The following is a 22,017-nucleotide window of genomic DNA, read 5'->3' as shown; positions in this document are numbered from 1 at the left end:
AAAGCGAAGTAAAAGGAGCAAGGTGAGGATAAATGCATAATATAACCGATGAAACCCTGAAACTGCGAGGGGCCTTAGACACGACGTATAGGAAAGGTCTGGGGATTTTTAACCGAGGAGAAATACAAAGTATTCGAAGAACCGATAATTTTCGTCTGTTTCAAGGGCAGGTTCAGGGAACCCGTCTGTACGAAATGGAAGCTGTTTTTGACGAGAAGGGAAATATTCGAAGGACTCGATGCACCTGTCCCGCCTTTCGTAGTTATTATGGAGATTGTAAGCATATTACCGCTTTGTTGATGAGTATAGATAAGTACAAAGATCCCAGGGATAATCAGGAAAATCGGATGCATTCCCTTATCCGGGCATACCGGGAAGGGGAAACCCCTCCGGAAAAACTGTTACACTTTGAACCCAGGGTCAGGGTTGATGGGGGAAAAGGGGAAATTGAACTCCACCTGGGAGAGAACAAAACCTATGTTGTTAAAAACATTAAAGAATTTTTACAAAGTTACAGTGAAGAAAAGCCCGTGGTTTTCGGGAAGAACTTTACCTACGATCCGAATATTCATCGGTTCAGCAGGGAAGATCAGAAAATGATCGATTACTTAATACTGCTGTTGGATATGAGTCGTCAGGGGGAAGCCTCGGGGGATGAAAACTTTGGCGAAGTGGTTTTTCGGGGGAGAACCCTGGTTGTAAAGGATCGTCTCCTGGGGGAACTTTTAAAGCGTAGGGCGGCAAAAGACGAAGGAATGGGACTATGGATTGATGGGGAATATTATGATGGTGTGAGATTTAAGGAAGAAGGCATTCCTATGGACTTAGAGGTCGGCGAAAGCTCCCGGGGTTCCGGTCTGGTATTGAACAAGAAGGAGACGGCGCCGATTATTCCCCTGGATGGGATCGAGAATCTCACTTTTTATCAGGGGAACATTTATCCCCTGAAGCATCCTAAAAACCATTGGATCCGGCCCTTAATGAAAGAGTTGATCACCGACGGGAAGGCGGGGGTTACAATCCCTAAAACCCTGGAAAAATCTTTTATTACAGAAGTACTGCCGGTTCTTCAGGAACACGTTCATTGCCGGTTGCAGGATGATTTAGCAAAAAGAATCCTTAAAGTGCCCCTGAAGGCGAAACTGTTTTTAGACCAGGAGCAGAAAAAAGTAACGGCGAAACTGGTATTTATTTACGGAAACAAAGAGATCAATCCCTTTGCCCCGGAAAAAAACGAGAAGCAAAAAGCCGCCGGCCCCAAAGAAGAAGAAATTCTGGTTCGGGAAAGAACCGCGGAAAATCATCTTTTGAAATTGCTGGAAGAGGGAGAGTTTACCGTACAAAAGGGAAGATGCTACATTGAACAGGAAGAAAAAATCTATTTCTTTCTGGAAAACCTGTTGCCGAAACTTCAGGAGGATACAAAGCTTTCCATTTATTATTCCGATGATTTTAAAAAAGTAAAAACCCTGGGGGAAGAGGATATTCAAGGGAAGATTACTTTAAATCACGGATTGGATTTATTGGAATGCAGCATCGATATTAAAAGCATACCGAAGGAGGAAATCGGAAAACTGCTGAAAAGCATTCAGGAAAAAGCAAAGTACCACCGTTTGGCCAACGGAACCTTCTTATCCCTACCCCAAAGCAGTTCCGGGAAACTCTTTACCTGGTTTAATGAAATGGAGCTGGACCCGGGGGACTTTGAAGACGGGAAGTTGGAAATACCGAAATACCGAGCCTTTGAAATTGCGGGGCTGCAAAATGAAGGGGAAGAAAGTCTCTTTGATACCGGTGAAAACTTTGAAAGATTTATGGATGATTATCAGCAGTTGACAGCAAATATGAACCCGAGTAAGTTTTCCAAAGAGGTTTTGGAACTCCCCAAGGGACTGACGGCGAACCTTAGAAGCTATCAGACGAAAGGATTTCAGTGGATCAGTACCTTATCGGCCTATGGTTTCGGAGGGATTTTAGCCGATGAGATGGGTCTTGGAAAAACCATTCAGGCTCTGAGCTATTTGTTAAAAGAGAAGGAAAGGGGAGCCCTGGAACCCAGCATATTGGTGGTGCCCACGTCCCTGGTATACAACTGGGAGGATGAGATCCAGCGTTTTTCGCCGGACTTAAAGACCTTGACCATCAGCGGAACCAAAGAGGAACGGGAGGAAAAGGCGAAGAAAATTAAAGACTTTGACCTGGTACTAACCTCTTACCCCCTGCTTCGCCGGGACACGGAGCTTTATGAAGACCAACAATTTCATGCCTGCATTCTGGATGAAGCCCAGCATATTAAAAATAAAAGCTCCCAAAGTGCCAAGGCGGTGAAAAGCCTTCGGGGTAAGCATCGGTTTGTGTTGACGGGAACCCCTTTGGAGAACAATTTAACCGAACTGTGGTCGATTTTCGACTTTTTAATTCCCGGTTACCTGGGCTCCTATAAAAGCTTCACGGAAAAGTATCAAAAACCCATCAACAAAAATGGGGACAATTTCTCCCTTAAAAAGCTGAAACGGAAAGTGGATCCCTTTATTCTCAGAAGGCTGAAAGCCGATGTGTTAAAGGAGCTTCCCGATAAGATGGAGGGAAAAGTCCTGGTGGATATGACCAAGGAACAACAAAAGCTGTATCGTTTATATCTTCAGAGAATCAAAGGGGAGATTGAAGACGTGGTGGAGGAAAAGGGCTTTAATAATAGTCAGATTCAGATACTAGCCGGACTTACCCGCCTTCGCCAAATCAGCTGTCATCCCGGAGTATTTATTGAAGATTATCACGGAGGAAGCGGAAAACTGGAAGCCTTGGCAGAAATCGTGGACCTGGCACTGGAAAGCAATCACCGGTTACTGATTTTCTCCCAGTTTACCGGAGTACTAAAAAAGGTACGGGAAGATTTGGAAAAGAAAGGCCATAGGCCCTTATATCTGGATGGTTCGATTCCCATGAATCAACGGGGGGATTTAGTGAAACGATTTAATAAGGGAGAAGTTCCCATATTCTTAATTTCCTTAAAGGCCGGAGGAACGGGATTGAATTTAACCTCTGCAGATATGGTCATTCATATGGACCCCTGGTGGAATCCCGCCGTGGAAAATCAGGCTACGGATAGGGCCCACCGTATCGGACAGAAAAAGAAGGTTCAAGTGAAAAAACTGATCGCTAGAGGGACCGTGGAAGAGAAAATCCATCAAATCCAGGAGCAAAAGAAAGCCATCATCGATCAGGTAATACAAAAGGGAGAAACCATGCTTTCAAAGTTCAGCAAAGAAGAGTTACTGGATTTACTGGAAATATAGTGTAACAAAACATTTGTACAAAAATAAAGACTAGGTTATTGACCGGGGTTATCATAAACCGACGGTCAAAGGCCTAGTCTTATTTATTGCGAATTACAGATCCTGAATTTTACCTAAGTCCTTCACATGGCCGATCACCACTAAAATATCATCATGATCTAGCTCATCATCTGCTTCGGGAGAGATATTGATTTCCTCATCGTGTTTGATTGCCATGACATTGATACCGTGTTTCACCCGAAGATCCAAGTCGATCAGGCTTTTCCCCACCCAATTTTTCGGAACTTCCAGCTCCATGATACTGTATTCCTTGGAAAGTTCGATGTAGTCGATAATGTTGTGAGCCACAAGGTTATGGGCTACCCGTTCCCCCATTTCCCGTTCGGGAAATACCACCCGGTCCGCTCCGATTTTGTAGAGGACCTTAGCGTGAAGATTGCCCTGGGCTTTGGCTACAATATAGTTAATGCCCGCTTCCTTGGCAATCAGGGTGGACAAAATAGAGGTCTGAATATCCGTACCGATGGAAATAATCGCCACATCAAAATTTTTAATCCCCAGGGAATGCAGGGCCTGCTCATCGGTTCCGCTGGACTGCACCGCGTGGGTAACATGTTCGGATATGTTTTGAACGATTTTTTCGTCCTTATCAATGGCCAGTACGTCATGGCCCAGTTTGGAAAGGGATTTTGCCACACTGCCACCGAAACGGCCACAGCCGATCACTACAAATTGTTTCATTAAATCACTCCTTTATTAGTTTAATACAACGACGGAAGCTAACCGATAATCACCTTATCTTCAGGGTAACGGATCTTTCCTTGATTCTTATGGGTGGATTTTGCCAAGGCCAAGGCCACGGTAAAGGGGCCTACTCTTCCCATGAACATTAAGACCGACAAAAGAACTTTTCCAACGGTACTGAGGGTCGGTGTAATACCCAAAGAAAGGCCTACGGTACCGAAAGCCGAGGTGGTTTCGAAAACCGTTTCCAAAAAAGTGTTTCCGGTTTCAATAATGCTTAGGATCATGGTGATGGTAATGATTAGAATTAGTGAAATAAACATAATAGTTAGGGCGCGATTGATATTATCCCTTGGAATCCGTCGATGAAATACTTCCGTGTCTTGTTTTCCTCGGATTTGCGAGAGGATGGTAAAAAGCACAATTCCGAAGGTTACGGTTTTGATGCCCCCCGCCGTGGATGCCGGTGAGCCTCCGATAAACATAAAAATCATCGTAAGAAGCTTCGATGCGTCGGTTAAGGAAGCGGTGTCAATGGTATTGAATCCCGCAGTTCTCGGGGTTACGGATTGGAAAAAAGCGGCCATAAACTTGCCGGGGACACTGAGCTCTCCCAGAGTGGCGGCATTGCTCCATTCCAAAGCCAAATAAAGAAAGAATCCGGTCAGTAAAAGAGAGCCGGAAATAATCAGCACCAGTTTCGTATGTAGGGACCAACGTCGAAAATTATCCCTGTAAAAAAACATATCAATAATTACGGTAAACCCCAGTCCTCCAAGAATGATTAAGGTCCATACCGTAAAATTCACCAAAGGGTTTTGTACGTAGGGCATTAAACTGACACCTCCGCCAATGATATCAAAGCCTGCATTACAAAAGGCGGAAACCGCATGGAAAATACTAAACCAAATACCCTGGGCCCATCCCAGCTCCGGTACAAAAACAAAGGATAATAAAATGGCGCCGACGGCCTCGATGGCCAGGGTACCGATAATAATGTATTTGGTTAGGCGGACCACTCCGGACAGATCATTTTGATTTAAGGAGCTTTGAATTAACAAACGCTCTTTCAGCGAGATTCTTTTCCCGATGATCATGGCAAACATGGTGATCATGGTCATAAAGCCCAGTCCGCCGATTTGGATTAATAACAGGATCACCAATTGTCCGAACATACTCCAATGGGTTCCGGTATCCACCACAACAAGACCGGTTACGGCTACAGCGGAGCTTGCGGTAAAAAGCGCATCCACATAGGGTACGCTGGAACCATCTGCTGAAGCAATGGGGAGGTTTAATAAAATACTTCCGATAATAATGACACTCAGAAATCCCAGTACAATTGCTTGGGTAGGGTTCACATTTTTGCTGGTTAAAAGGTTCATCTTATAAAACACCACACTTTACACGAATTAAATTAACTTGAATCTGTTCCTTCAGTAGGATAGAATGAGAGCTCAGAGGCATGTTCATCTACCCGATTAAGATAGAGCTATTGTATCATAAAGCACATGATATTTCTATTGAATAAAGAAGTGTGGAAAAAACTTTTGAATTTCAAAGGTCTTCGTTCATAATAGAGGGTACAACAAAGAAAAATTATAAAATTTTGGTAAAGGATGTTTAATGTAGGGCTATATAGAATTAAGGGAGTTAGTGAACGGAGAGGATGGGTTTAATGGAAATTATCATTGTTGGCGCAGGGAAACTGGGCTATAAGTTGGCGGAGGCTTTCACCATTGAGGATAATAATGTGGTAATGGTTGATGAAAAAGGTTCGGCTTTGGAGCGTGCGGATAATCAGCTGGATGTACTCACCGTAAAAGGAAACGGGGCCCAACTCTCGTTATTAAACGGTTTAAAAGCGGGAAGCAAAGACCTGTTAGTTGCAGTAACCAGCAGTGATGAAGCGAATATTTTAATTGCATCCACCGCGAAGCGTTTAGGGTGCAAAAAAGTAGCAGCGAGAGTAAGAAATCCTGAATATTCGAATCAGATCAACTTTGTGAAAAAGGAAATGAATATTGATTATATAGCCAATCCCGAGAATGAGACCGCTAGGGAAATATCCAAATATCTGATCAAAGGAAAGGCTTTGCATATGGAAGACTTTGCCGGAGGGCGGGTAGTGATGACGGAGTTTCGGGCAAAGAATCTGCCTTTGGCTAAAAATACGGTGTTGAAGGACTTGCAAATACCCAGCCAAATGTTAATCGCAGCCATACAGCGGGACGGGGGAATTATTATTCCCCATGGGGATACGATTATTAAAGGCTCTGATTTAGTATACATTATCGGGGAGAAAGAAACCGTTAATAATTACTGCATAGAATGCGGAAAGCCCAGTGTACAAAAGGGTGCAAAAAAGGTTATGATTCTCGGTGGAGGAAAGGCCGGCTATTATCTTGCGAAAAACTTGATTAAATCCGGGGTGCAGGTAAAAATTGTGGAACGCAGTGAGGACCGGTGCCGATATTTAGCAGAAGAACTACCTGCCGCATTGATTATTCATGGAGACGGCACGGATAACCATTTGCTGAAAGAAGAGAATATCGGAGAAACCGATGCCTTGGTTTCTTTAACCGGTTACGATGAAGAGAATTTACTCGTAGCCCTGTTAGCCAAAAAACATGGAGTGGAAAAGGTCATCGCCAAGGTTAGCAGACCAAACTACGTCCCAATTATTGAGCAGTTAGGGATTGATGTTGCCATCAATCCTGTGCTGATTACCGCCAGTGAAATCCTTCGATATACCCAAGGGGGAAGAGTCGCTGCCCTATCACTATTACTCGGAGGCGAAGCGGAAGTAATTGAGATTATTACTCAGGAGAACTCCAGCATTGTTGGAAAGCCCTTAAAAGCACTTAATCTTCCCAAGGGACTGATTGTGGGAGCGGTTGTAAAAAATGGAGATGTCGTCATTCCCGATGGGAATACGGTGATCGGGCCGGATCAACGCTTAATTATTTTCATTTTACAATCGGAAGTGAAAATATTAAAAAAGTTGTTTTACAAAACAAGAGGAGGGGTATTCGGTGAACTTTGGAATAATTATAAAGGTCTTAGGGACCCTTCTTCTATTTGAGTCCATTGTATTAATTGGCCCTTTGGGAATTTCTCTGTATTATGGAGAAAGTCCCTATCCTTTTTTTTACACGATCGCTTTACTGATGTTGGTTGGTGGGGCTATGAGAGTCTTTGGTGGAAAATCCAAAAAAATGCAGGCCCGGGAAGCCCTTAGTATTGTAACCTTTGGCTGGATACTGGTTTCTTTTTTTGGAGCCCTTCCCTTTATTTTTTCCGGGGTGATTCCAAACTTTGTGGATGCTTTCTTTGAAACCGTATCAGGGCTGACCACCACGGGAGCCACCATTCTTGAAGAAATTGAAGGGCTTCCCAAGGGAATTCTCTTTTGGAGATCTTTAACCCATTGGCTGGGGGGGATGGGAATCTTGGTCCTTACCCTGGCCGTACTTCCCGCCCTGGGGGTGGGCGCCTTTCGGATTTTTAAAGCCGAGAGTCCCGGGCCCATGTCGGACAAGCTGGTCCCGAAGGTAAAGGATACGGCGAAAATCCTTTACACCGCCTATTTGGGAATGACGGTCCTGCAGATCATTCTGTTGTATCTGGGAGAGATGAATCTGTATGAATCCCTGGTACATACCTTCGGCACCGTGGGCACCGGAGGTTTTTCCATAAAGGACGACAGTATCGGTGCCTACCAGAGTAGCTACACGATCTGGGTCATTACGTTTTTTATGATTGCCGCCGGGGTGAACTTTGCCCTGTACTACGATCTGTGGAAGGGAAAATGGAAGAATCTATTTAAAAACACGGAGCTCCGGTTATATCTTTCGATTATCGTCTTTGCCGGAGCCCTGATTACCTTGAATTTACTGCTGACCACTTACTATACCGGTTTTTTTGAAACCTTAAAACAGGCCTTCTTTCAAACCGCAGCCATCACCACCACCACCGGTTATGGTACGGCGGATTTTGATCAATGGCCGGCCTTTAGTAAGGCGATTGTTTTTGTATTAATGTTTGTGGGAGGGAGCGCCGGCTCCACCGGCGGGGGGATTAAAGTGGCAAGACTTCTGATCCTTGGCGTGGTCATCCGTCGGGAGGTCCAACGACTCCTTCATCCTCAGGCCTACCTACCGGTGACCTTAAACGGTAAGGCGGTATCCAATAGTATTGTTCAAGGGGTCACCAGCTTTTTCTTTTTGTATATGTTAATTGTTGCCTTTGGAACGGTACTGATTTCCTTAGAAGGGGTCGGTATAGTGACGGCGGTGTCCTCGGTGGCGGCAACCGTGGGGAATATCGGACCGGGATTTGAAATGGTGGGTCCCACCCAGAATTACAGTCAATTCAGCGCTCCCAGTAAAATGCTCTTCTCTTTGTTTATGTTGTTCGGCAGGCTGGAACTTTTTACGGTTTTCCTCTTTTTCATTCCTAGCTTTTGGAAAGGGAAATAAGATAAATCACCGTTAAAACCGCCGGGGTTTGGGGTAGGAATAAAATATCACAAATCGGGGAGGGTTTAAGAAATGTCCAAAGAAGAGAAGGATGCATCCGTCAACAAAGAAAATCAAAGCAAAGAATACGTTCCGCCGAAAACCGATACCAGCACCGGGGAGAAAACCATCAGTCCCCAAGTGGTCATCAGTCTGATTCTGTTATTTATTTTTGCAATCTTTGCCATTGTCAATACCCAGGAGGTATCCGTCAACTTTCTTTTCATGAACCTGGATGCCCCCTTGATCATCGTACTGTTGGGGTCTTTTATTTTAGGAGCCCTGACCACTGCCCTCACCGGCTGGCAACGTCGTAGGAAAAAGTCGAAAAAGTAGAATACAGGATTTTAACAGAAAATGGGTGGACAAAGGGCCAATCTTCTTATATAATAATTATGACTTACGAACTAATTATGGCATCTTAGGAATGCACATATTTACCATGGGCAAACTTACCGAAAGGTAAGGACGCAAAGCCAAGGGTCTTCATTCCTTTGTGAAAAGGAATATGACAGCCGGTTGCACATACGAAAAAACCTATTGCATGAAGCAATAGGTTTTTTTATGGAAAAATTTACGGCCCGAAGATCAGCTGGGCCAGAAGCCCGGCCAGACTGGGAAGGGCAATGTATAGACTGTATTTTATCAGCACAAAGCGGTACCCCAAAAAGGCAAACTCATAGGGCAGGTGACCGATGTTGATCATGCCCCAGGCACTGATCATGGCCACGGCGGTACCGATGGTGACACTGTCCCGGAAGATGGAATCAAACAAGGGGAAAAAAGCAAAGGGTCCTCCCTGGACAATGGCGCCGATCAAGGGACCGATCACAAGACCCCGCCATCCCGACTCCTCTCCCAACCAGTCCTGCAGGGCCTCCTTTGGAATCAACACTTCGAGAAAGCCCACGATGGTAAAGGCCAACAGCAACAGGGGCAGGACATTGATCAGCATCCGCCGGGCTTCAATAATGCTTTCTCCGTGTTTGTTTTTTCGATAAGCGATGATAAAAAGGACCACCGCCATAATCGTTAGGGTATAAAAGGCATTAGTCATGTTTACCCTCCTTTTTATGCTCCGGCTTTTTCAACTGCAGAGCCTTGATATCCTCCCGTATTTTATCGGTGTAACCGGGAAGGAAGACATTCACTCCGGTGCCCACCAGCACCGGAATCAAGAAGGTGACCAGGAACCGGATCACGGTCAGTTCAATGCCTACGAAGGCAATTTCAATAGGAATCCTTGCAACATTCCACAGACTTTTGGAGGCCACAAAGCTGAGCATGGTGCCCAGGTTTGCCCCGGAGGTAAGCAGGGTGGCCATCAGGGGATAAAAAAAGAAGGGGCCCCCGGGAACCACGGCGCCCATCAGAGCTCCGAAAAAGGGCCCTTTCCAACCGGCTTCCTTTCCCAACCACTTCGAGGCCATATCCGGGGAAATTAAGCTGGAAATCAGTCCTGCCAGGAGAAAAGCGACGATTAAAATAGGAATAATGCTTACAAAGGTTCTCAGCGCAATAAGAAGGGCTTCCCCTACTAAGGAGATTCCCCCTGAGAATAAAGCATACATACATAATACTCCGGTGATCAGTAACATACCTAGTTTTGTTTTGTTCATTTAAAAGACATCCTTTGGTTAAGTAAACTGGTTTAGTAAATTGGTTAAGTAAATTATATTTCCGGTGAACGGTTTCGAAAGATTATATTAATTTTATCATTTATAAAATGGCAAGTCCACAGCTCCCCCGATGGTTTATCGAAAAGATGGGGGAGACGGTTGACATAGAGGGGAAAGGGTTGTATAATTTAAAAACTGACCGACCAGTCAGTTCTAATCAATAACAATTATAAATTACATGGCGAGCTGATCGACGGTGGGCTGTGATTTGAAGGGAGCAGTTGAAAGGATCAATCAATCGGAATAACAAAAAGAAACGGAGTGAAAAATATGTTATCAGCATTCAGTGTAAGAAAACCCTACACCATTGTGGTGGCGGTGGTAATCATTGCAATTTTAGGGGTGGTTTCCTTAACGGGAATGAATTTGGAATTACTGCCGAACATCGATTTACCGGTGACGGTGGTAACCACCCCCTACATCGGCGCAAGCCCTGAAGAGGTTGAAAATGCGGTCACTCAGCCCATGGAACAGTCCATGGCAACCCTGACCAATATCAGCTCCATCAGTTCCATCTCCCAGGAGAATATGTCCATTATGATCTTGGAATTTGAAGAGTCGGCAAATATGGACAGTGTGCTCATTGAAATGCGGGAGAATTTGGATATGCTCTCGACGGGGATGCCCGATGACGTGGGCTCCTCTAATATTATGCGTCTCAACCCGGACATGCTTCCGATTATGGTGGCATCGGTTTCCGTAGAGGACCTATCTATTACGGAAGCCACCAATGTGGTGGAAAGTGATGTGATCCCGGACCTGGAAAGTATTGAAGGGGTCGCCTCCGTTAATGCTTCGGGCCTTGGAGATTTTCAGGTGGAGGTCGTATTACAGGAAGAAAAAATAGAAGGGGTGAATGAAGAGGTCCAGGAAGCCATTAGGGAACAGATGGCAGACATGCCCCAGGGGGATATCCCCGACGGGGAAAATCCCGATCCCGGTGAAATGGAGGAAGGCCCCGGTGGTCCAGAGGGGGCTTCCGGCGAGGAGGGCGCGGTTCCCGGGGAAGGGGAAGAAACCCCCGGTGAGGCGGCTCCCGAAGAAGTGCCGGAGGTAGATCCCCCCATGGAAGACATGGATATGGAAAACGGCGACATTGACATCACCAAGGATATGATTGAAGGGATCCTCAGCGGACAAAACTTCGGTCTTCCCGCCGGCTATGTATTAGAAGATGATATGAATTATTTGGTGCGAGTGGGGGATGAAATTGAGGATCTGGAGGAACTTCGACAACTGACGATTCTTCCTTCGATAATGGAAGGGGTTCCCGACTTTGCTCTGGAGGACGTGGCGGAGATTAATCTGATTGACGGTACGGAAGACTCCTATGCCAAAGTCAACGGAGAGGATGCCATTATCCTGGACATCCAAAAACAAACGGGGTACTCCACCGCCGCCGTGGCGGACAGTCTTCGGGCCCAGATGGAGGACATCATGGAAGAGGACGGGACGATTAGTATTGTGCCCTTGATGGACCAGGGGGAAATTGTGAACATTGTCATTTCTTCGATTTTCATGAATTTAGTGATCGGAGGATTGCTGGCCGTCCTGATTCTGATTATTTTCTTAAAGGATTTGAAGCCGTCGATCACCATTGCCCTGGCCATACCCATCAGTCTGGTTTCCGCCTTTGTGGCCATGTACTTTAGCGGGGTGACCTTAAATATTATTTCCATGAGCGGTCTCGCTCTGGGGGTAGGAATGCTGGTGGATAATTCCATCGTGGTCATTGAAAACATCTATCGGATGAAAAATGAAGGAAGAAGCTCGAAAAAGGCGGCGATTGACGGAGCAAAACAGGTGGCGGGAGCCATTACCGCTTCCACCTTTACCACGGTCTCCGTATTTATTCCGATTCTCTTTACCGACGGCATCGCAAGACAGGTCTTTACGGACATGGGGCTTACCATTGCCTACGCCCTGTTGGCCAGTCTGCTGGTATCTCTGACCCTGGTACCCATGATTTCATCAAGAATCATGGATAAGGGCAAGCCGAAGGAATATAAGCTGTTGGAAAAAGTGAAAAATGTTTACGGAAAAATCCTGAGAGCCTCCCTGAAGCGACGGTGGGTGGTCATTGTACTGGCCGTGCTGCTCCTGGTGGGAAGCGTATACGGATCCTTCAGCCTGGGGACCGAATTTATACCTCCTATGGACTCCGGGGAGTTATCCGTAGAGGTGGAGTTTCCTGAAGGCTCCACTTTTGAAGAGGTGACGGAAGAAGCCGATGCCATCATGGAGAAAATCTATGCCATGGAGGAAGTGGAGACCGTAGGAGCCTTTATCGGCGACGCCGGTTTCGGAATGATGGGCATGGGGGGCGGATCCCTGGAAAACGTTTCCATGTATGTCCTGCTCTACGAAGACATTGACAAAACCACCCAGGAAGTGGCCCAGGAGTTACGGGACCTGTCGGAGAGCTTTGACGGGGAAATCACCGTGGATGACGACAATATGGATATGGCCATGCTGGGAGGGGGAGCGGTTTCCATTGATATTTTCGGAAGAGAGTTGGATACCCTGAGAGAAACCGCCCAAGATGTTGGGGAAATTGTAAAAGGCATCGAGGGAACCATGGACGTCTCCGATGGTGTGGAAGACGGTGCACCGGAGTTTAGCATCACCGTGGATAAAGATGCGGCCATTGCCGAAGGACTCACCGTAGCCCAAGTGTATATGGAGGTCAGTGAGCTGTTGGAAGATGTGGATGTAGCAACGACCCTGACCATGGAATTAGACGATTATGATATCTATGTTTATGATGAAGACAGTATCGAAGGGGCAGACTATCAGGAGTTAGAAGGCCTGACCCTGGAGAATTCCGAAGGGGAAGCGGTGGCGATTACGGATATTGCAAGCATTGAGGAAACCGTAGGATTCTCCGCGATCAACCGTTCCAATCAACAGCGCTACGTAACCGTAAGTGCGGATCTCCAGGAGGGCTACAACATTGGACTGGTCAACGACGAGATCGAAGCGGCCCTGGAAGAATATGATATGCCCGAAGGTTATCGATTCGAAATGGGAGGAGAAATTGAGCTGATCATGGAGTCCTTTGAAGACCTGTTCCTGATGCTGGGTCTTGGGGTAATCTTTATTTACCTGATCATGGTAGCTCAGTTCCAGTCCCTGTTATCACCCTTTATCGTCATGTTTACCATTCCCCTGGCTTTTACCGGTGGGTTTTTAGCCCTGATTGTCACGGGAAATCCCGTCAGTATTATCGCTTTTCTCGGCTTGATTATTCTATCGGGAATTGTGGTAAATAACGGCATTGTCTTCGTGGATTATATCAATAAGCGAAGAGAGGGAGGCATGGAAAAACGGGAAGCGATTATCAAAGCGGGACAGATCCGGCTTCGACCCATTGTTATGACCGCGATCACCACCATTGTGGCCCTTTCCACCTTAACCGTGGGGATCGGCCAGGGCGTGGAGATGGTACAGCCTATGGCCATCACCGCCGTGGGAGGACTGATCTATGCAACCCTGTTAACCCTGATTCTTATTCCTGTGCTTTATGATATACTGAATCGTAAAGAGTATCGTTCCAAGGAGGCGGAGTAAATCATGGTGAAGAGTAAACAGGAATTAATCTATGAGGCCACCCTTAGCCTGATAGAGGATAATTATCAGCTAACCCAGATCAAAGTGGGGGACATTGCGAAAAAAGCCAATATTGGAAAGGGTACCATTTATGAGTACTTTGACAGCAAGGAAGAGGTGATTTCCGAAGCCATTGCCTATATGATCAAGGGCTGGGTCCAGGAGCTGGAGGATATTCTTGAGGAGAATGAAGGTTTTGAAAAAAGCTTTCGAAGCATTCTTCGAAATATTTTTCCCATGATGGAAAAGAAACAACAGATATTTATGGGCTTTCTGATGCTCAGCAAATCCAGTGAAAACTCCGTGGACTCTCTGCATAAGCTGATGGAAAAAAACAACGAGGATATTCAAAAGAAACTGCTCCACCTATATGAAAAGATCGTGGATAAAAGCCTGGAAGAAGGGATCATCAACGAAAAACCGGACTTGTTTGATTGGTACTTTGCGGTGAACAGTGCCATTATGTGCGTGTTGATCTATGAAGACCAATTTGCCAATCAAAAGGTTTTTTCAAGGAATGTGGAATATAGCCAGGAGGAAATTGTGGAAAAGGCCTATGGCACCTTTGTGAAACTGCTGGGCTAAAGGAAAGCCTGTGACATACTCCCGCCACTTATAGCAGTGGGGACTTCTCTGCATTGCGGTTATAAGGACAAGAAAATATAACAAAAAAGTCCCCGGAAAACCCGGGGCTGTTTTTTTACGGGGCTTTTTTGATCATATCGCCCTCCGATCCACTGATTAACAAAAGCCTGCCGGGGTAAACATCAAAAAAGCCTAGGGCAGTTTCAGCCTAGGCAGTTTTCGGGTAAAAATAATACAGCGGGAAGTTTGATAGGAGGGAGAATATGCGGATTTTTATCGGAATCCCCTTTCAGGAGCGGGAGAAAAAAAGCCTGGAAAACCTGCAAAAAATCGTGATGGAAAAAAGTGAGGGGGGCCGCTTCGCCGACCCTAAAAATTTTCATCTGACCTTGAAATTCATCGGAGAAATCCCCGAGGAAAAGCTTCAACCGGTGCGGGCGGTGGTAAAGAAAGAGACACAAGGGGTGCCGCCGTTTAAACTGGTGCTGCAGGGTTTTGGCACTTTTTTCAAGGGGAAAACTTGCATCCCCTGGTTGGGAGTGACGAAAGGGATGGATCGTTTACAGGAATTACAGGAAAAAATCGAGCAGGGCCTGGAAGAAATCGGCTACGAAAAAGAAAGCCGTCCCTTTCGGCCCCATATGACCTTTGGGCGAAAAGTGAGGCTTTCCCCTTTAGCAAAAGCGGACCTGGAGGAAAAATTAACGGAGGAAAAGGTAGCCTTGGAAGTATCGTCTATAGCCATCATGGAGAGTACCCGAAAAGACGGGAAGCTGGTCTATCCCGTGATTGAAGAGTTTCCCTTGGAAAATAGAGGGTTTCGGTTTTGGAAGAAGGAAAAGCAAAACAACTAGTAAAATAACTAGTAAAACAACTAGAGGAAAGATAAAATAATCGCTCCGGTACCCAAGGTCCAGGTGTAATAGGAAAAGTAATAGAGCTTTCCCTTCGAGATCATTCGAATCAAGGTGCGAATCGCAAAAACCCCCGCCACAAAAGAGGTAAAAATCCCGAGCAGGAGCATGGGAAGGGCAACTTCCCCGGTGCCGTGGGTGAAGGCATCCCGGGCCTCCAATAAGCTGGCCCCGACAATGACGGGAAAGGAAAGGAGGAAAGAATAACGGGTGGCGGCCTCCTTGTTGATTCCCTGAAACAACGCCCCGGAAATGGTGGCGCCGGAACGGGACATCCCCGGGGTGATGGCAAGACCTTGAAATACGCCGATGATGGCGGCATTGAGCCAGGTCATTTTTTGTAATGCTTTTTTATTGGATTGAAATTTCTGCATCCGCTCGGAAGTCCAAAGAAGGGTTCCTGTAATGAGCAGGGCAAAACCGATCACCCGTTGGGAGGTGTAGACCTCGGAAAAAATGTCCTTCAGAAAAATGCCCATCAAGGCTGTGGGAATGCTCCCCACAATGATCAATACCCCCAGCTTTCGATAAATATTGTCCAGTCCCAAGCTCTTTCCTCGAAGCAGGTCCCAACACATTTTAAAGAACTCCAGCACCATATTGTACAGGTCCGTCCAGTACACCACTAAGACGGAAAAGATGGTTCCGATATGTAACATGACGGTCAGGAAAAATATTTGATCTTCCGGGGTGCCGAGGACAAACTGGGTTAAGGCCAAATGGCCGGAGCTGCTGACCGGTAAAAATTCGGTAATTCCTTGAACAATCCCCAATATAATAGCTTCCAATAATGACATGATCCTGCCTCCTAAAATGTTTTATCGTTGTTCGCTGTCATAGAAAATCCTCTACCATTATATCATTTTTTGGTATGATTTTTTGGGGAACAAGGAGATTTTACAAAAACTTAATAAAATATTCGGCAATGGGTCTAGGGAACAAATCGGGGAGGCAAACCGTCATAATAGTAAGTCGAAAATAGGAGAGGAGAAGATACGATGAAAAAGCCGGTTTTTATGGGGATTATCCTGCTGTTGACCGCAGCCCTGATAGGATGCGGGACTTTACCCGGCGGGGAGGCCGCTCATGACTACGATCAGTCCAAAGTGAGTGGGGGCTTTGTTGAGGGAAACAACGATTTTGCCTGGGACATCATGAAGGCCTTAAATGAAGAGGCGCCACAGGAGAACGTCTTCATCTCCCCCATCAGTATTTCCACGGCCCTTGCCATGACCTATCAGGGCGCCCGGGGAGAAACAAGAGAAGAGATGGCGGAGGTCTTAGGATACGCCGGGATCGGGGACGAGGTGCTGCAGGAAAGCTATGAAGAGTTTTTAAAGTACCTGGTGGCCATGGACCCGGATATTGATCTTAGTATCGCTAACTCCATTTGGTATCGGGAAGGAGAGTCTATCGAAGAAGACTTTCTAGAAGTGAATCAGCAGGTATTCAATGCCTTAGTGGAAGAAATGGATTTTTCTGACGAAGGGGCGGCGGAGGAGATTAATGCCTGGATTGAGGAGGCCACCGAGGGAAAAATCGAAGAGATGCTGGAGGGGCCCATACCGGGAGATGTGATTATGTATTTGATCAACGCCATATACTTTCAGGGGGATTGGACGGAACCCTTTGAGGAGGAACAGAGCTTTGAAGGGGAGTTCACCTCCATTAGCGGAGAGGTTCAGGATGTGATGATGATGAAGCGTAGCGGCGAAGTGGCATACGGAGAAGGGAACAGCTACCAAAGTGTCCGAATGCCCTACGGGGAAGAGGAAAATACAGCGATGTACGTTATTATGCCGAGGGAGGAGGCGGACATTAATGAATTCTTAAACACCCTGGACAATGAGCAGTGGCAGGAAATCAAGGAAAGTATTTCCCTTAGACAAAATGTGGAACTGCAGATGCCCCGGTTTGAAATGGAATACGGCATTAAATCCTTAAAGGATGCCTTAGGAAGACTGGGCATGGTGGAAGCCTTTGACATGAATGCGGACTTTGAAGGGATCCGCCCGGGGATCTTCATTGAAGAGGTCCTGCACAAAGCGGTGATTGAAGTCAACGAACAGGGCAGCGAAGCCGCGGCGGCCACCGTGGTAGTAATGGAAGAATCCGCAGCCATGGATCCTCCAAGCTTTATAGCGGACCGCCCATTCCTGTTTGTTATTGCCAATGAGGAAGCGGACAGTATTCTCTTTATGGGAAAAGCCGCCGGCTGGTAACCGAGAAGACCCCCCCGCTTAGTTCTTTGGAAGCGGGGTTTTCTTTTGGGGTGTTCCTTGGGAATTCACGGAAAATTCTTTTATCCATTTTGGAATGTGGTATAATGAAAGAGAGCAATCCAGTATTTTTCAATAATAGCGCTCAAACGTTGCCCAAAAGAAGGCAATGTAAACAAAATAATGCTGAATAATAGGCGGTGATGAAGTGGAAAATTACTTTGCGAGGGATACGGTGGATACTATATTGAATAATATCGATGAAGGGGTTCAAATCATTGATAGCCGAGGGAAAATCCTGTACTCCAACGACGTAGCCTTAGTAATGGAGGACATCGATCAGGAGGAAGTCACGGGGAAACATATTCTCAGCGTCTATCCTTCCTTGACGGACAAAACCAGTACCCTCTTACAGGTTCTTCGTACAGGAGAGCCCATGTATGATGTGAAGCAGGAGTTTTTAAATTTCAAGGGCAATAAAATTACCACGATTAATACTTCAATCCCCATTATAGAAGAGGGTCATGTAATGGGGGCCATTGAAATCTCCCGGGACATTACCAAAGTCCGGGCCCTGTCGGAACAACTCGTGGATCTTCAAAAAGAACTGTATTATGAGGAGCCGGACAACTTAGAGGAAAAACGGGGAACCGCCCGGTATACGGTTAAGGACATTATCGGCAGCACCAAGGAGATTGTGGAGCTGAAACGAAAGGCGATCAAAGCCGCGGAGAACGACTCCTCGGTCATTGTTTACGGGAACACGGGAACGGGAAAAGAATTGATTGTCCAAGCCATACATAATGCCAGCAAACGAAGGGATGAGCCCTTCGTGGCGCAGAACTGTGCGGCGATCCCGGGATCCCTGTTAGAAAGTATTTTATTCGGAACCGTGAAGGGAAGCTTTACGGATGCGGATAATCGTCCCGGTCTCTTTGAGTTGGCCAATAAAGGGACCCTGTTTTTAGATGAGATCAACTCCATGCCCTTCGAGCTTCAAGCAAAGCTTCTTCGGGTATTGGAGGAGGGCAGGATTCGCAGGGTGGGGGATATCAAAACCCGAAAAGTGGATGTTCGCATTATTGCGGCCATGAATATGGACCCTTACCATGCCATGAAAGAGCGGAAAATCCGGGATGATCTGTTTTACCGCCTGAGCGTGGTCTCCTTTAGGGTACCGAATTTAGTGGAACGAAAGGAAGACATCAAAGGCTTGGTCCAGTTTTTTATTCGAAAATTCAACCGTCAGCTCGGTAAAAACGTGAAGGGCGTAACCCACGGGGTGCTGCAAACCTTTTACCGATACCATTGGCCGGGAAACATTCGGGAGTTGGAAAATATTCTTGAAGGGGCCATGAATATGATTGAGGGCACCTATATTACGGAAGAGGACCTGCCCCGGCATTTAACCTTGTTCGGGGCGGAGGGACAGCGAAAGGATCATTTGAATTTCTCTCTTAAAAAAAGCATGGAAAATTGGGAAAAGCAATTTATCGAGGATGCCCTGAAAGAAACCGGAGGCAACGTTACCAAAGCGGCCCAGTTATTAAAAATTCCCCGCCAAACCTTACAGTATAAAGTCAAAAAACTTGGGATAACCGCTGAATAATAGGCGGTTATTTTCATTTTCTGGGAAATTTAAAAGGGTTTCCAAGTCATACAAGCGGAAAAAAAGAAAGGAGCTTTACCCCCGGTAGGGGTGTATAGCAGGGTTTGCAACGAAAATAAGGGAGGGAAACTAAAAACAAAAACTTTGTGATAAACTTGGCATAGATATTGCGTTTAAAAAGTGGAGTGCATTAAACAGGCTTTGTCTCAGGAAAAGCAAAGCATAAAAACAAAATTTATGAAAAATAATCAAAAATAATCAAAAAATCAAGGAGGCTTATTATGGAGAAAAAAGGATGTGCTTTAGGAACCCACAGAGTACTAGAACCAAAAGGGGTACTCCCGCAACCGGCGACAAAAATTGATAACAGCATGGAGATTTACGACAATGAGATCAGAATCAACGTGGAGACCTTGAACGTCGATTCCGCCAGCTTTACCCAGATCAAAGAACAGGCCGGGGGAGATGTGGAAAAAATCAAGGAAATCATGAAGGGAATAGTGGCGGAAAGAGGAAAACATCAAAACCCGGTTACCGGTTCGGGGGGGATGTTAATCGGCACCGTGGAAAAAATCGGCCAGGCCCTAAAGGGAAAAGTGGAGTTAAAAGAAGGGGATAAAATCGCTACTTTGGTATCCCTTTCCCTGACCCCCTTGGTGATCGATGAAATCCACGAGGTTCGCATCGATATTGATCAAGTGGATATTACCGGGAAAGCGATTTTGTTTGAATCCGGAATTTATGCCGTACTCCCCGAGGATCTTCCCCAAAACCTGGCCTTATCCGTATTGGATGTGGCGGGAGCCCCGGCCCAAACCGCAAAGCTGGTCCAACCGGGACATAGGGTTGTGGTCATCGGCGGAGCGGGTAAGTCGGGAATGCTGTGCCTTCATGAAGCGAAGAAAAGAGCCGGCGTAACGGGACAGGTAATCTGCTTAGGGCATAGTGAAAAATCCCTGCAACGACCGGAAGGGCTGGGTCTGGCCGACGAATATATCGCCGTGGATGCCACGGATGCTCTGGCGGTACGGGACCGCATCGCCGAGGCTACCAACGGGGAAATGGCCGACGTGGTGATCAACTGCGTAAATGTCAACAACACGGAGATGGCCAGTATTCTAGCGGCGAAATCCGACGGATTGGTGTATTTTTTCTCCATGGCCACCAATTTTACCAAAGCCGCATTAGGGGCGGAAGGTGTGGGGCAAGACACCACCATGATCATCGGCAATGGATACACCAAAGGCCACGCGGAGATCTCCATGGAAATATTACGGGAAAATCCCCCGTTGAAAAAAGTATATCAGGAGCTTTACAGCTAAGCCTCCATCCTAGAGAAGCCTCATAAGCCCTATCCTAAAAGGGGAACCGAAGGCTTGAAACAAGAAAAAACAAAAGGAACAAGAAAAACAAAAAGAACAAGAGAAAAAAAAGAAACAAGAGAAACAATGGCAGGAAACCGATGCAGCCCTCCTTGTAAGGGGAAGAAAAACCCCGAGAGGATAAGACAAATAATCCCGGGAGGATAAGACAAATAATAAGGAGTGTATTGTAAATGAGACATTACAATGAAATTGAATTATGGAAGGACGTTACCAAGGAACAGTGGAAGAACTGGAAATGGCAGGTTAAAAATAGGATCACAACCGTTGAAGACTTAAAAAAGGTGGTAAACCTGACGGAAAAGGAAGAGCAGGGAGTCAAGGATACCCTGGGAACCCTTCGAATGGGCATCACCCCCTATTATGCCGCCTTGATGGATGAAAATGATCCCACCTGTCCCGTACGGCAACAGGCCATCCCCAGTGGATTAGAGCTTCATAAGGGGGCGGCGGACATGGAGGACCCCTTGAGTGAAGACGTGGACTCTCCTGTGCCGGGACTGACCCATCGGTATCCCGACCGGGTGCTTTTGTTGATTACGGATATGTGTTCCATGTACTGTCGACACTGTACCAGAAGACGTTTTGCGGGACAGCAGGATAAAGAGCAGCCTGTGGACCGAATCGACCAGGCCATCGAGTATATTCGAAAGGCGCCGGAAGTGCGGGACGTCCTTCTTTCCGGAGGGGACTGCCTGTTGGTATCCGGTGAACGGCTGGAGTATATTATCCAAAAACTTCGGGAAATCGACCATGTGGAAATCATCCGACTGGGATCCAGAACCCCGGTGGTAATGCCCCAGCGAATTACCCCCGCCCTGGTGGAAATGCTGAAAAAGTATCACCCCATCTGGTTGAACACCCACTTTAACCACTCCAAGGAGATCACCCCTGAGGCCAAAGAGGCCCTGGAATTACTGGCCAATGCCGGTGTGCCCCTGGGCAATCAATCGGTACTCCTTCGGGGAATTAATGACTGCGTCCATGTGATGCGGGATCTGGTCCATGATCTGGTAAAAAACCGGGTAAGACCTTACTATATCTACCAGTGTGATCTATCCATGGGGATCGAACATTTCAGAACCCCGGTATCCAAGGGGCTTGAAATTATTGAAGGGCTTCGGGGGCATACGTCGGGATATGCGGTACCCACCTTTGTGGTGGACGCTCCCGGGGGCGGCGGAAAGATTCCGGTTATGCCAAGCTATCTGATATCCCAATCTCCCCATAAAGTGATTCTTCGAAACTACGAAGGGGTTATTACCACTTATGCGGAACCGGAGCATTATGAAGAGTCCTGCAACTGCGAAGTTTGCAAGGGCGAAAAGAAATGGGATCTGGACGGCGTGGCTTCCTTAATGCAGGGAAGACGCATTGCCTTAGAACCGGCCCAATTAAAGAGAATGCAGCGAAGCAAAAAGTAAGGCGGAGGAAAGTATGGCTAAGGAAGACCCAATAAG

At 46.5% G+C, this 22,017-nt stretch carries 17 protein-coding genes and 1 riboswitch; of the genes, 12 read left to right on the top strand and 5 right to left on the bottom strand.

Annotated elements, in window-relative coordinates; all coding sequences use genetic code 11:
* The first annotated feature begins 32 nt into the window (after positions 1–32).
* Entirely contained in the window at positions 33–3,296 is a 3,264-nt protein-coding gene (locus ISALK_RS08725) for a DEAD/DEAH box helicase (RefSeq protein WP_160721322.1), read from the top strand.
* Positions 3,297–3,389: 93 nt separating this feature from the next.
* On the opposite strand, the gene ISALK_RS08720 is transcribed toward ISALK_RS08725, so the two are convergent.
* Positions 3,390–4,037 carry a potassium channel family protein gene (locus ISALK_RS08720; RefSeq protein ID WP_160721320.1) on the bottom strand — a complete coding sequence of 216 codons (648 nt, stop codon included), beginning with the start codon at positions 4,035–4,037 and terminating at the stop codon, positions 3,390–3,392.
* A gap of 38 nt (positions 4,038–4,075) precedes the next feature.
* Complete coding sequence (locus ISALK_RS08715) at positions 4,076–5,425, bottom strand: TrkH family potassium uptake protein (RefSeq protein ID WP_160721318.1); 1,350 nt, start codon at positions 5,423–5,425, stop codon at positions 4,076–4,078.
* A gap of 293 nt (positions 5,426–5,718) precedes the next feature.
* On the opposite strand from ISALK_RS08715, the gene trkA reads away from it, so the two are divergent.
* The 3 genes from trkA (at position 5,719) to ISALK_RS08700 (ending at position 8,896) form a co-directional block, all read left to right on the top strand.
* A complete protein-coding gene (trkA, locus tag ISALK_RS08710) occupies positions 5,719–7,125 on the top strand; it encodes a Trk system potassium transporter TrkA (protein ID WP_160721316.1) in 1,407 nt (468 codons plus the stop codon).
* Entirely contained in the window at positions 7,076–8,521 is a 1,446-nt protein-coding gene (locus ISALK_RS08705) for a TrkH family potassium uptake protein (protein WP_160721314.1), read from the top strand. The genes trkA and ISALK_RS08705 overlap by 50 nt, the downstream gene beginning before the upstream one ends.
* A 72-nt stretch (positions 8,522–8,593) precedes the next feature.
* Complete coding sequence (locus ISALK_RS08700) at positions 8,594–8,896, top strand: LapA family protein (protein ID WP_160721312.1); 303 nt, start codon at positions 8,594–8,596, stop codon at positions 8,894–8,896.
* A 99-nt stretch (positions 8,897–8,995) separates the two neighbouring features.
* Positions 8,996–9,087: riboswitch (cyclic di-GMP riboswitch) on the top strand.
* Positions 9,088–9,134: 47 nt separating this feature from the next.
* Here the strand turns inward: ISALK_RS08700 and ISALK_RS08695 are convergent.
* Positions 9,135–9,617 carry a permease gene (locus tag ISALK_RS08695; protein ID WP_160721310.1) on the bottom strand — a complete coding sequence of 161 codons (483 nt, stop codon included), beginning with the start codon at positions 9,615–9,617 and terminating at the stop codon, positions 9,135–9,137.
* Entirely contained in the window at positions 9,610–10,179 is a 570-nt protein-coding gene (locus tag ISALK_RS08690; RefSeq protein WP_160721308.1) for a permease, read from the bottom strand. Before ISALK_RS08690 ends, ISALK_RS08695 begins: the two co-directional genes overlap by 8 nt.
* Before the next feature lie 330 nt (positions 10,180–10,509).
* Here ISALK_RS08690 and ISALK_RS08685 point away from each other — a divergent pair, with 330 nt between their 5' ends.
* From ISALK_RS08685 to thpR, 3 genes are all read left to right on the top strand, one after another.
* The gene (locus tag ISALK_RS08685; protein ID WP_160721306.1) at positions 10,510–13,809 is read left to right on the top strand and encodes an efflux RND transporter permease subunit; all 3,300 of its coding nucleotides are present in this window, start codon (positions 10,510–10,512) and stop codon (positions 13,807–13,809) included.
* A gap of 3 nt (positions 13,810–13,812) precedes the next feature.
* Positions 13,813–14,433, top strand: coding sequence for a TetR/AcrR family transcriptional regulator (locus ISALK_RS08680; RefSeq protein ID WP_160721304.1), 621 nt, complete (start codon positions 13,813–13,815; stop codon positions 14,431–14,433).
* A 263-nt stretch (positions 14,434–14,696) separates the two neighbouring features.
* Positions 14,697–15,287 carry an RNA 2',3'-cyclic phosphodiesterase gene (gene thpR, locus ISALK_RS08675; RefSeq protein ID WP_160721302.1) on the top strand — a complete coding sequence of 197 codons (591 nt, stop codon included), beginning with the start codon at positions 14,697–14,699 and terminating at the stop codon, positions 15,285–15,287.
* Positions 15,288–15,307: 20 nt separating this feature from the next.
* Here thpR and uppP read toward each other — a convergent pair whose 3' ends face one another.
* Positions 15,308–16,144 carry an undecaprenyl-diphosphatase UppP gene (gene uppP / locus ISALK_RS08670; RefSeq protein WP_160721300.1) on the bottom strand — a complete coding sequence of 279 codons (837 nt, stop codon included), beginning with the start codon at positions 16,142–16,144 and terminating at the stop codon, positions 15,308–15,310.
* 201 nt (positions 16,145–16,345) lie between these two features.
* Between uppP and ISALK_RS08665 the strand changes: the two genes are divergently transcribed.
* The 5 genes from ISALK_RS08665 (at position 16,346) to kamA (ending at position 21,981) form a co-directional block, all read left to right on the top strand.
* Positions 16,346–17,569 (top strand): serpin family protein, encoded by a 1,224-nt coding sequence (locus tag ISALK_RS08665; RefSeq protein WP_160721298.1) that lies wholly within the window; start codon positions 16,346–16,348, stop codon positions 17,567–17,569.
* A gap of 205 nt (positions 17,570–17,774) precedes the next feature.
* Positions 17,775–19,175 (top strand): sigma-54 interaction domain-containing protein, encoded by a 1,401-nt coding sequence (locus tag ISALK_RS08660; protein WP_160721296.1) that lies wholly within the window; start codon positions 17,775–17,777, stop codon positions 19,173–19,175.
* Positions 19,176–19,456: 281 nt separating this feature from the next.
* On the top strand, positions 19,457–20,497 hold the full coding sequence (gene kdd / locus ISALK_RS08655; RefSeq protein WP_160721294.1) for an L-erythro-3,5-diaminohexanoate dehydrogenase: 1,041 nt from the start codon (positions 19,457–19,459) through the stop codon (positions 20,495–20,497).
* Between the two features lie 54 nt (positions 20,498–20,551).
* On the top strand, positions 20,552–20,704 hold the full coding sequence (locus ISALK_RS08650; RefSeq protein ID WP_160721292.1) for a hypothetical protein: 153 nt from the start codon (positions 20,552–20,554) through the stop codon (positions 20,702–20,704).
* 26 nt (positions 20,705–20,730) lie between these two features.
* Entirely contained in the window at positions 20,731–21,981 is a 1,251-nt protein-coding gene (kamA, locus tag ISALK_RS08645) for a lysine 2,3-aminomutase (RefSeq protein ID WP_160721290.1), read from the top strand.
* Positions 21,982–22,017 lie beyond the last annotated feature (36 nt).

The sequence above is a fragment of the Isachenkonia alkalipeptolytica genome, from assembly GCF_009910325.1.
Taxonomy (GTDB): Bacteria; Bacillota; Clostridia; order Peptostreptococcales; family T1SED10-28; genus Isachenkonia; species Isachenkonia alkalipeptolytica.
Note: the sequence above shows the minus strand (reverse complement) of the source record. Positions and strands in the feature narration are given on the sequence as shown.

Excerpts from the sequence above, each read along its gene's own strand:
- ISALK_RS08725 (WP_160721322.1), top strand. The coding sequence starts at position 33 with ATGCATAATATAACCGATGAAACCCTGAAACTGCGAGGGGCCTTAGAC.
- ISALK_RS08720 (WP_160721320.1), bottom strand. The coding sequence starts at position 4,037 with ATGAAACAATTTGTAGTGATCGGCTGTGGCCGTTTCGGTGGCAGTGTG.
- ISALK_RS08715 (WP_160721318.1), bottom strand. The coding sequence starts at position 5,425 with ATGAACCTTTTAACCAGCAAAAATGTGAACCCTACCCAAGCAATTGTA.
- trkA (WP_160721316.1), top strand. The coding sequence starts at position 5,719 with ATGGAAATTATCATTGTTGGCGCAGGGAAACTGGGCTATAAGTTGGCG.
- ISALK_RS08700 (WP_160721312.1), top strand. The coding sequence starts at position 8,594 with ATGTCCAAAGAAGAGAAGGATGCATCCGTCAACAAAGAAAATCAAAGC.
- ISALK_RS08695 (WP_160721310.1), bottom strand. The coding sequence starts at position 9,617 with ATGACTAATGCCTTTTATACCCTAACGATTATGGCGGTGGTCCTTTTT.
- ISALK_RS08690 (WP_160721308.1), bottom strand. The coding sequence starts at position 10,179 with ATGAACAAAACAAAACTAGGTATGTTACTGATCACCGGAGTATTATGT.
- ISALK_RS08685 (WP_160721306.1), top strand. The coding sequence starts at position 10,510 with ATGTTATCAGCATTCAGTGTAAGAAAACCCTACACCATTGTGGTGGCG.
- ISALK_RS08680 (WP_160721304.1), top strand. The coding sequence starts at position 13,813 with ATGGTGAAGAGTAAACAGGAATTAATCTATGAGGCCACCCTTAGCCTG.
- thpR (WP_160721302.1), top strand. The coding sequence starts at position 14,697 with ATGCGGATTTTTATCGGAATCCCCTTTCAGGAGCGGGAGAAAAAAAGC.
- uppP (WP_160721300.1), bottom strand. The coding sequence starts at position 16,144 with ATGTCATTATTGGAAGCTATTATATTGGGGATTGTTCAAGGAATTACC.
- ISALK_RS08665 (WP_160721298.1), top strand. The coding sequence starts at position 16,346 with ATGAAAAAGCCGGTTTTTATGGGGATTATCCTGCTGTTGACCGCAGCC.
- kdd (WP_160721294.1), top strand. The coding sequence starts at position 19,457 with ATGGAGAAAAAAGGATGTGCTTTAGGAACCCACAGAGTACTAGAACCA.
- kamA (WP_160721290.1), top strand. The coding sequence starts at position 20,731 with ATGAGACATTACAATGAAATTGAATTATGGAAGGACGTTACCAAGGAA.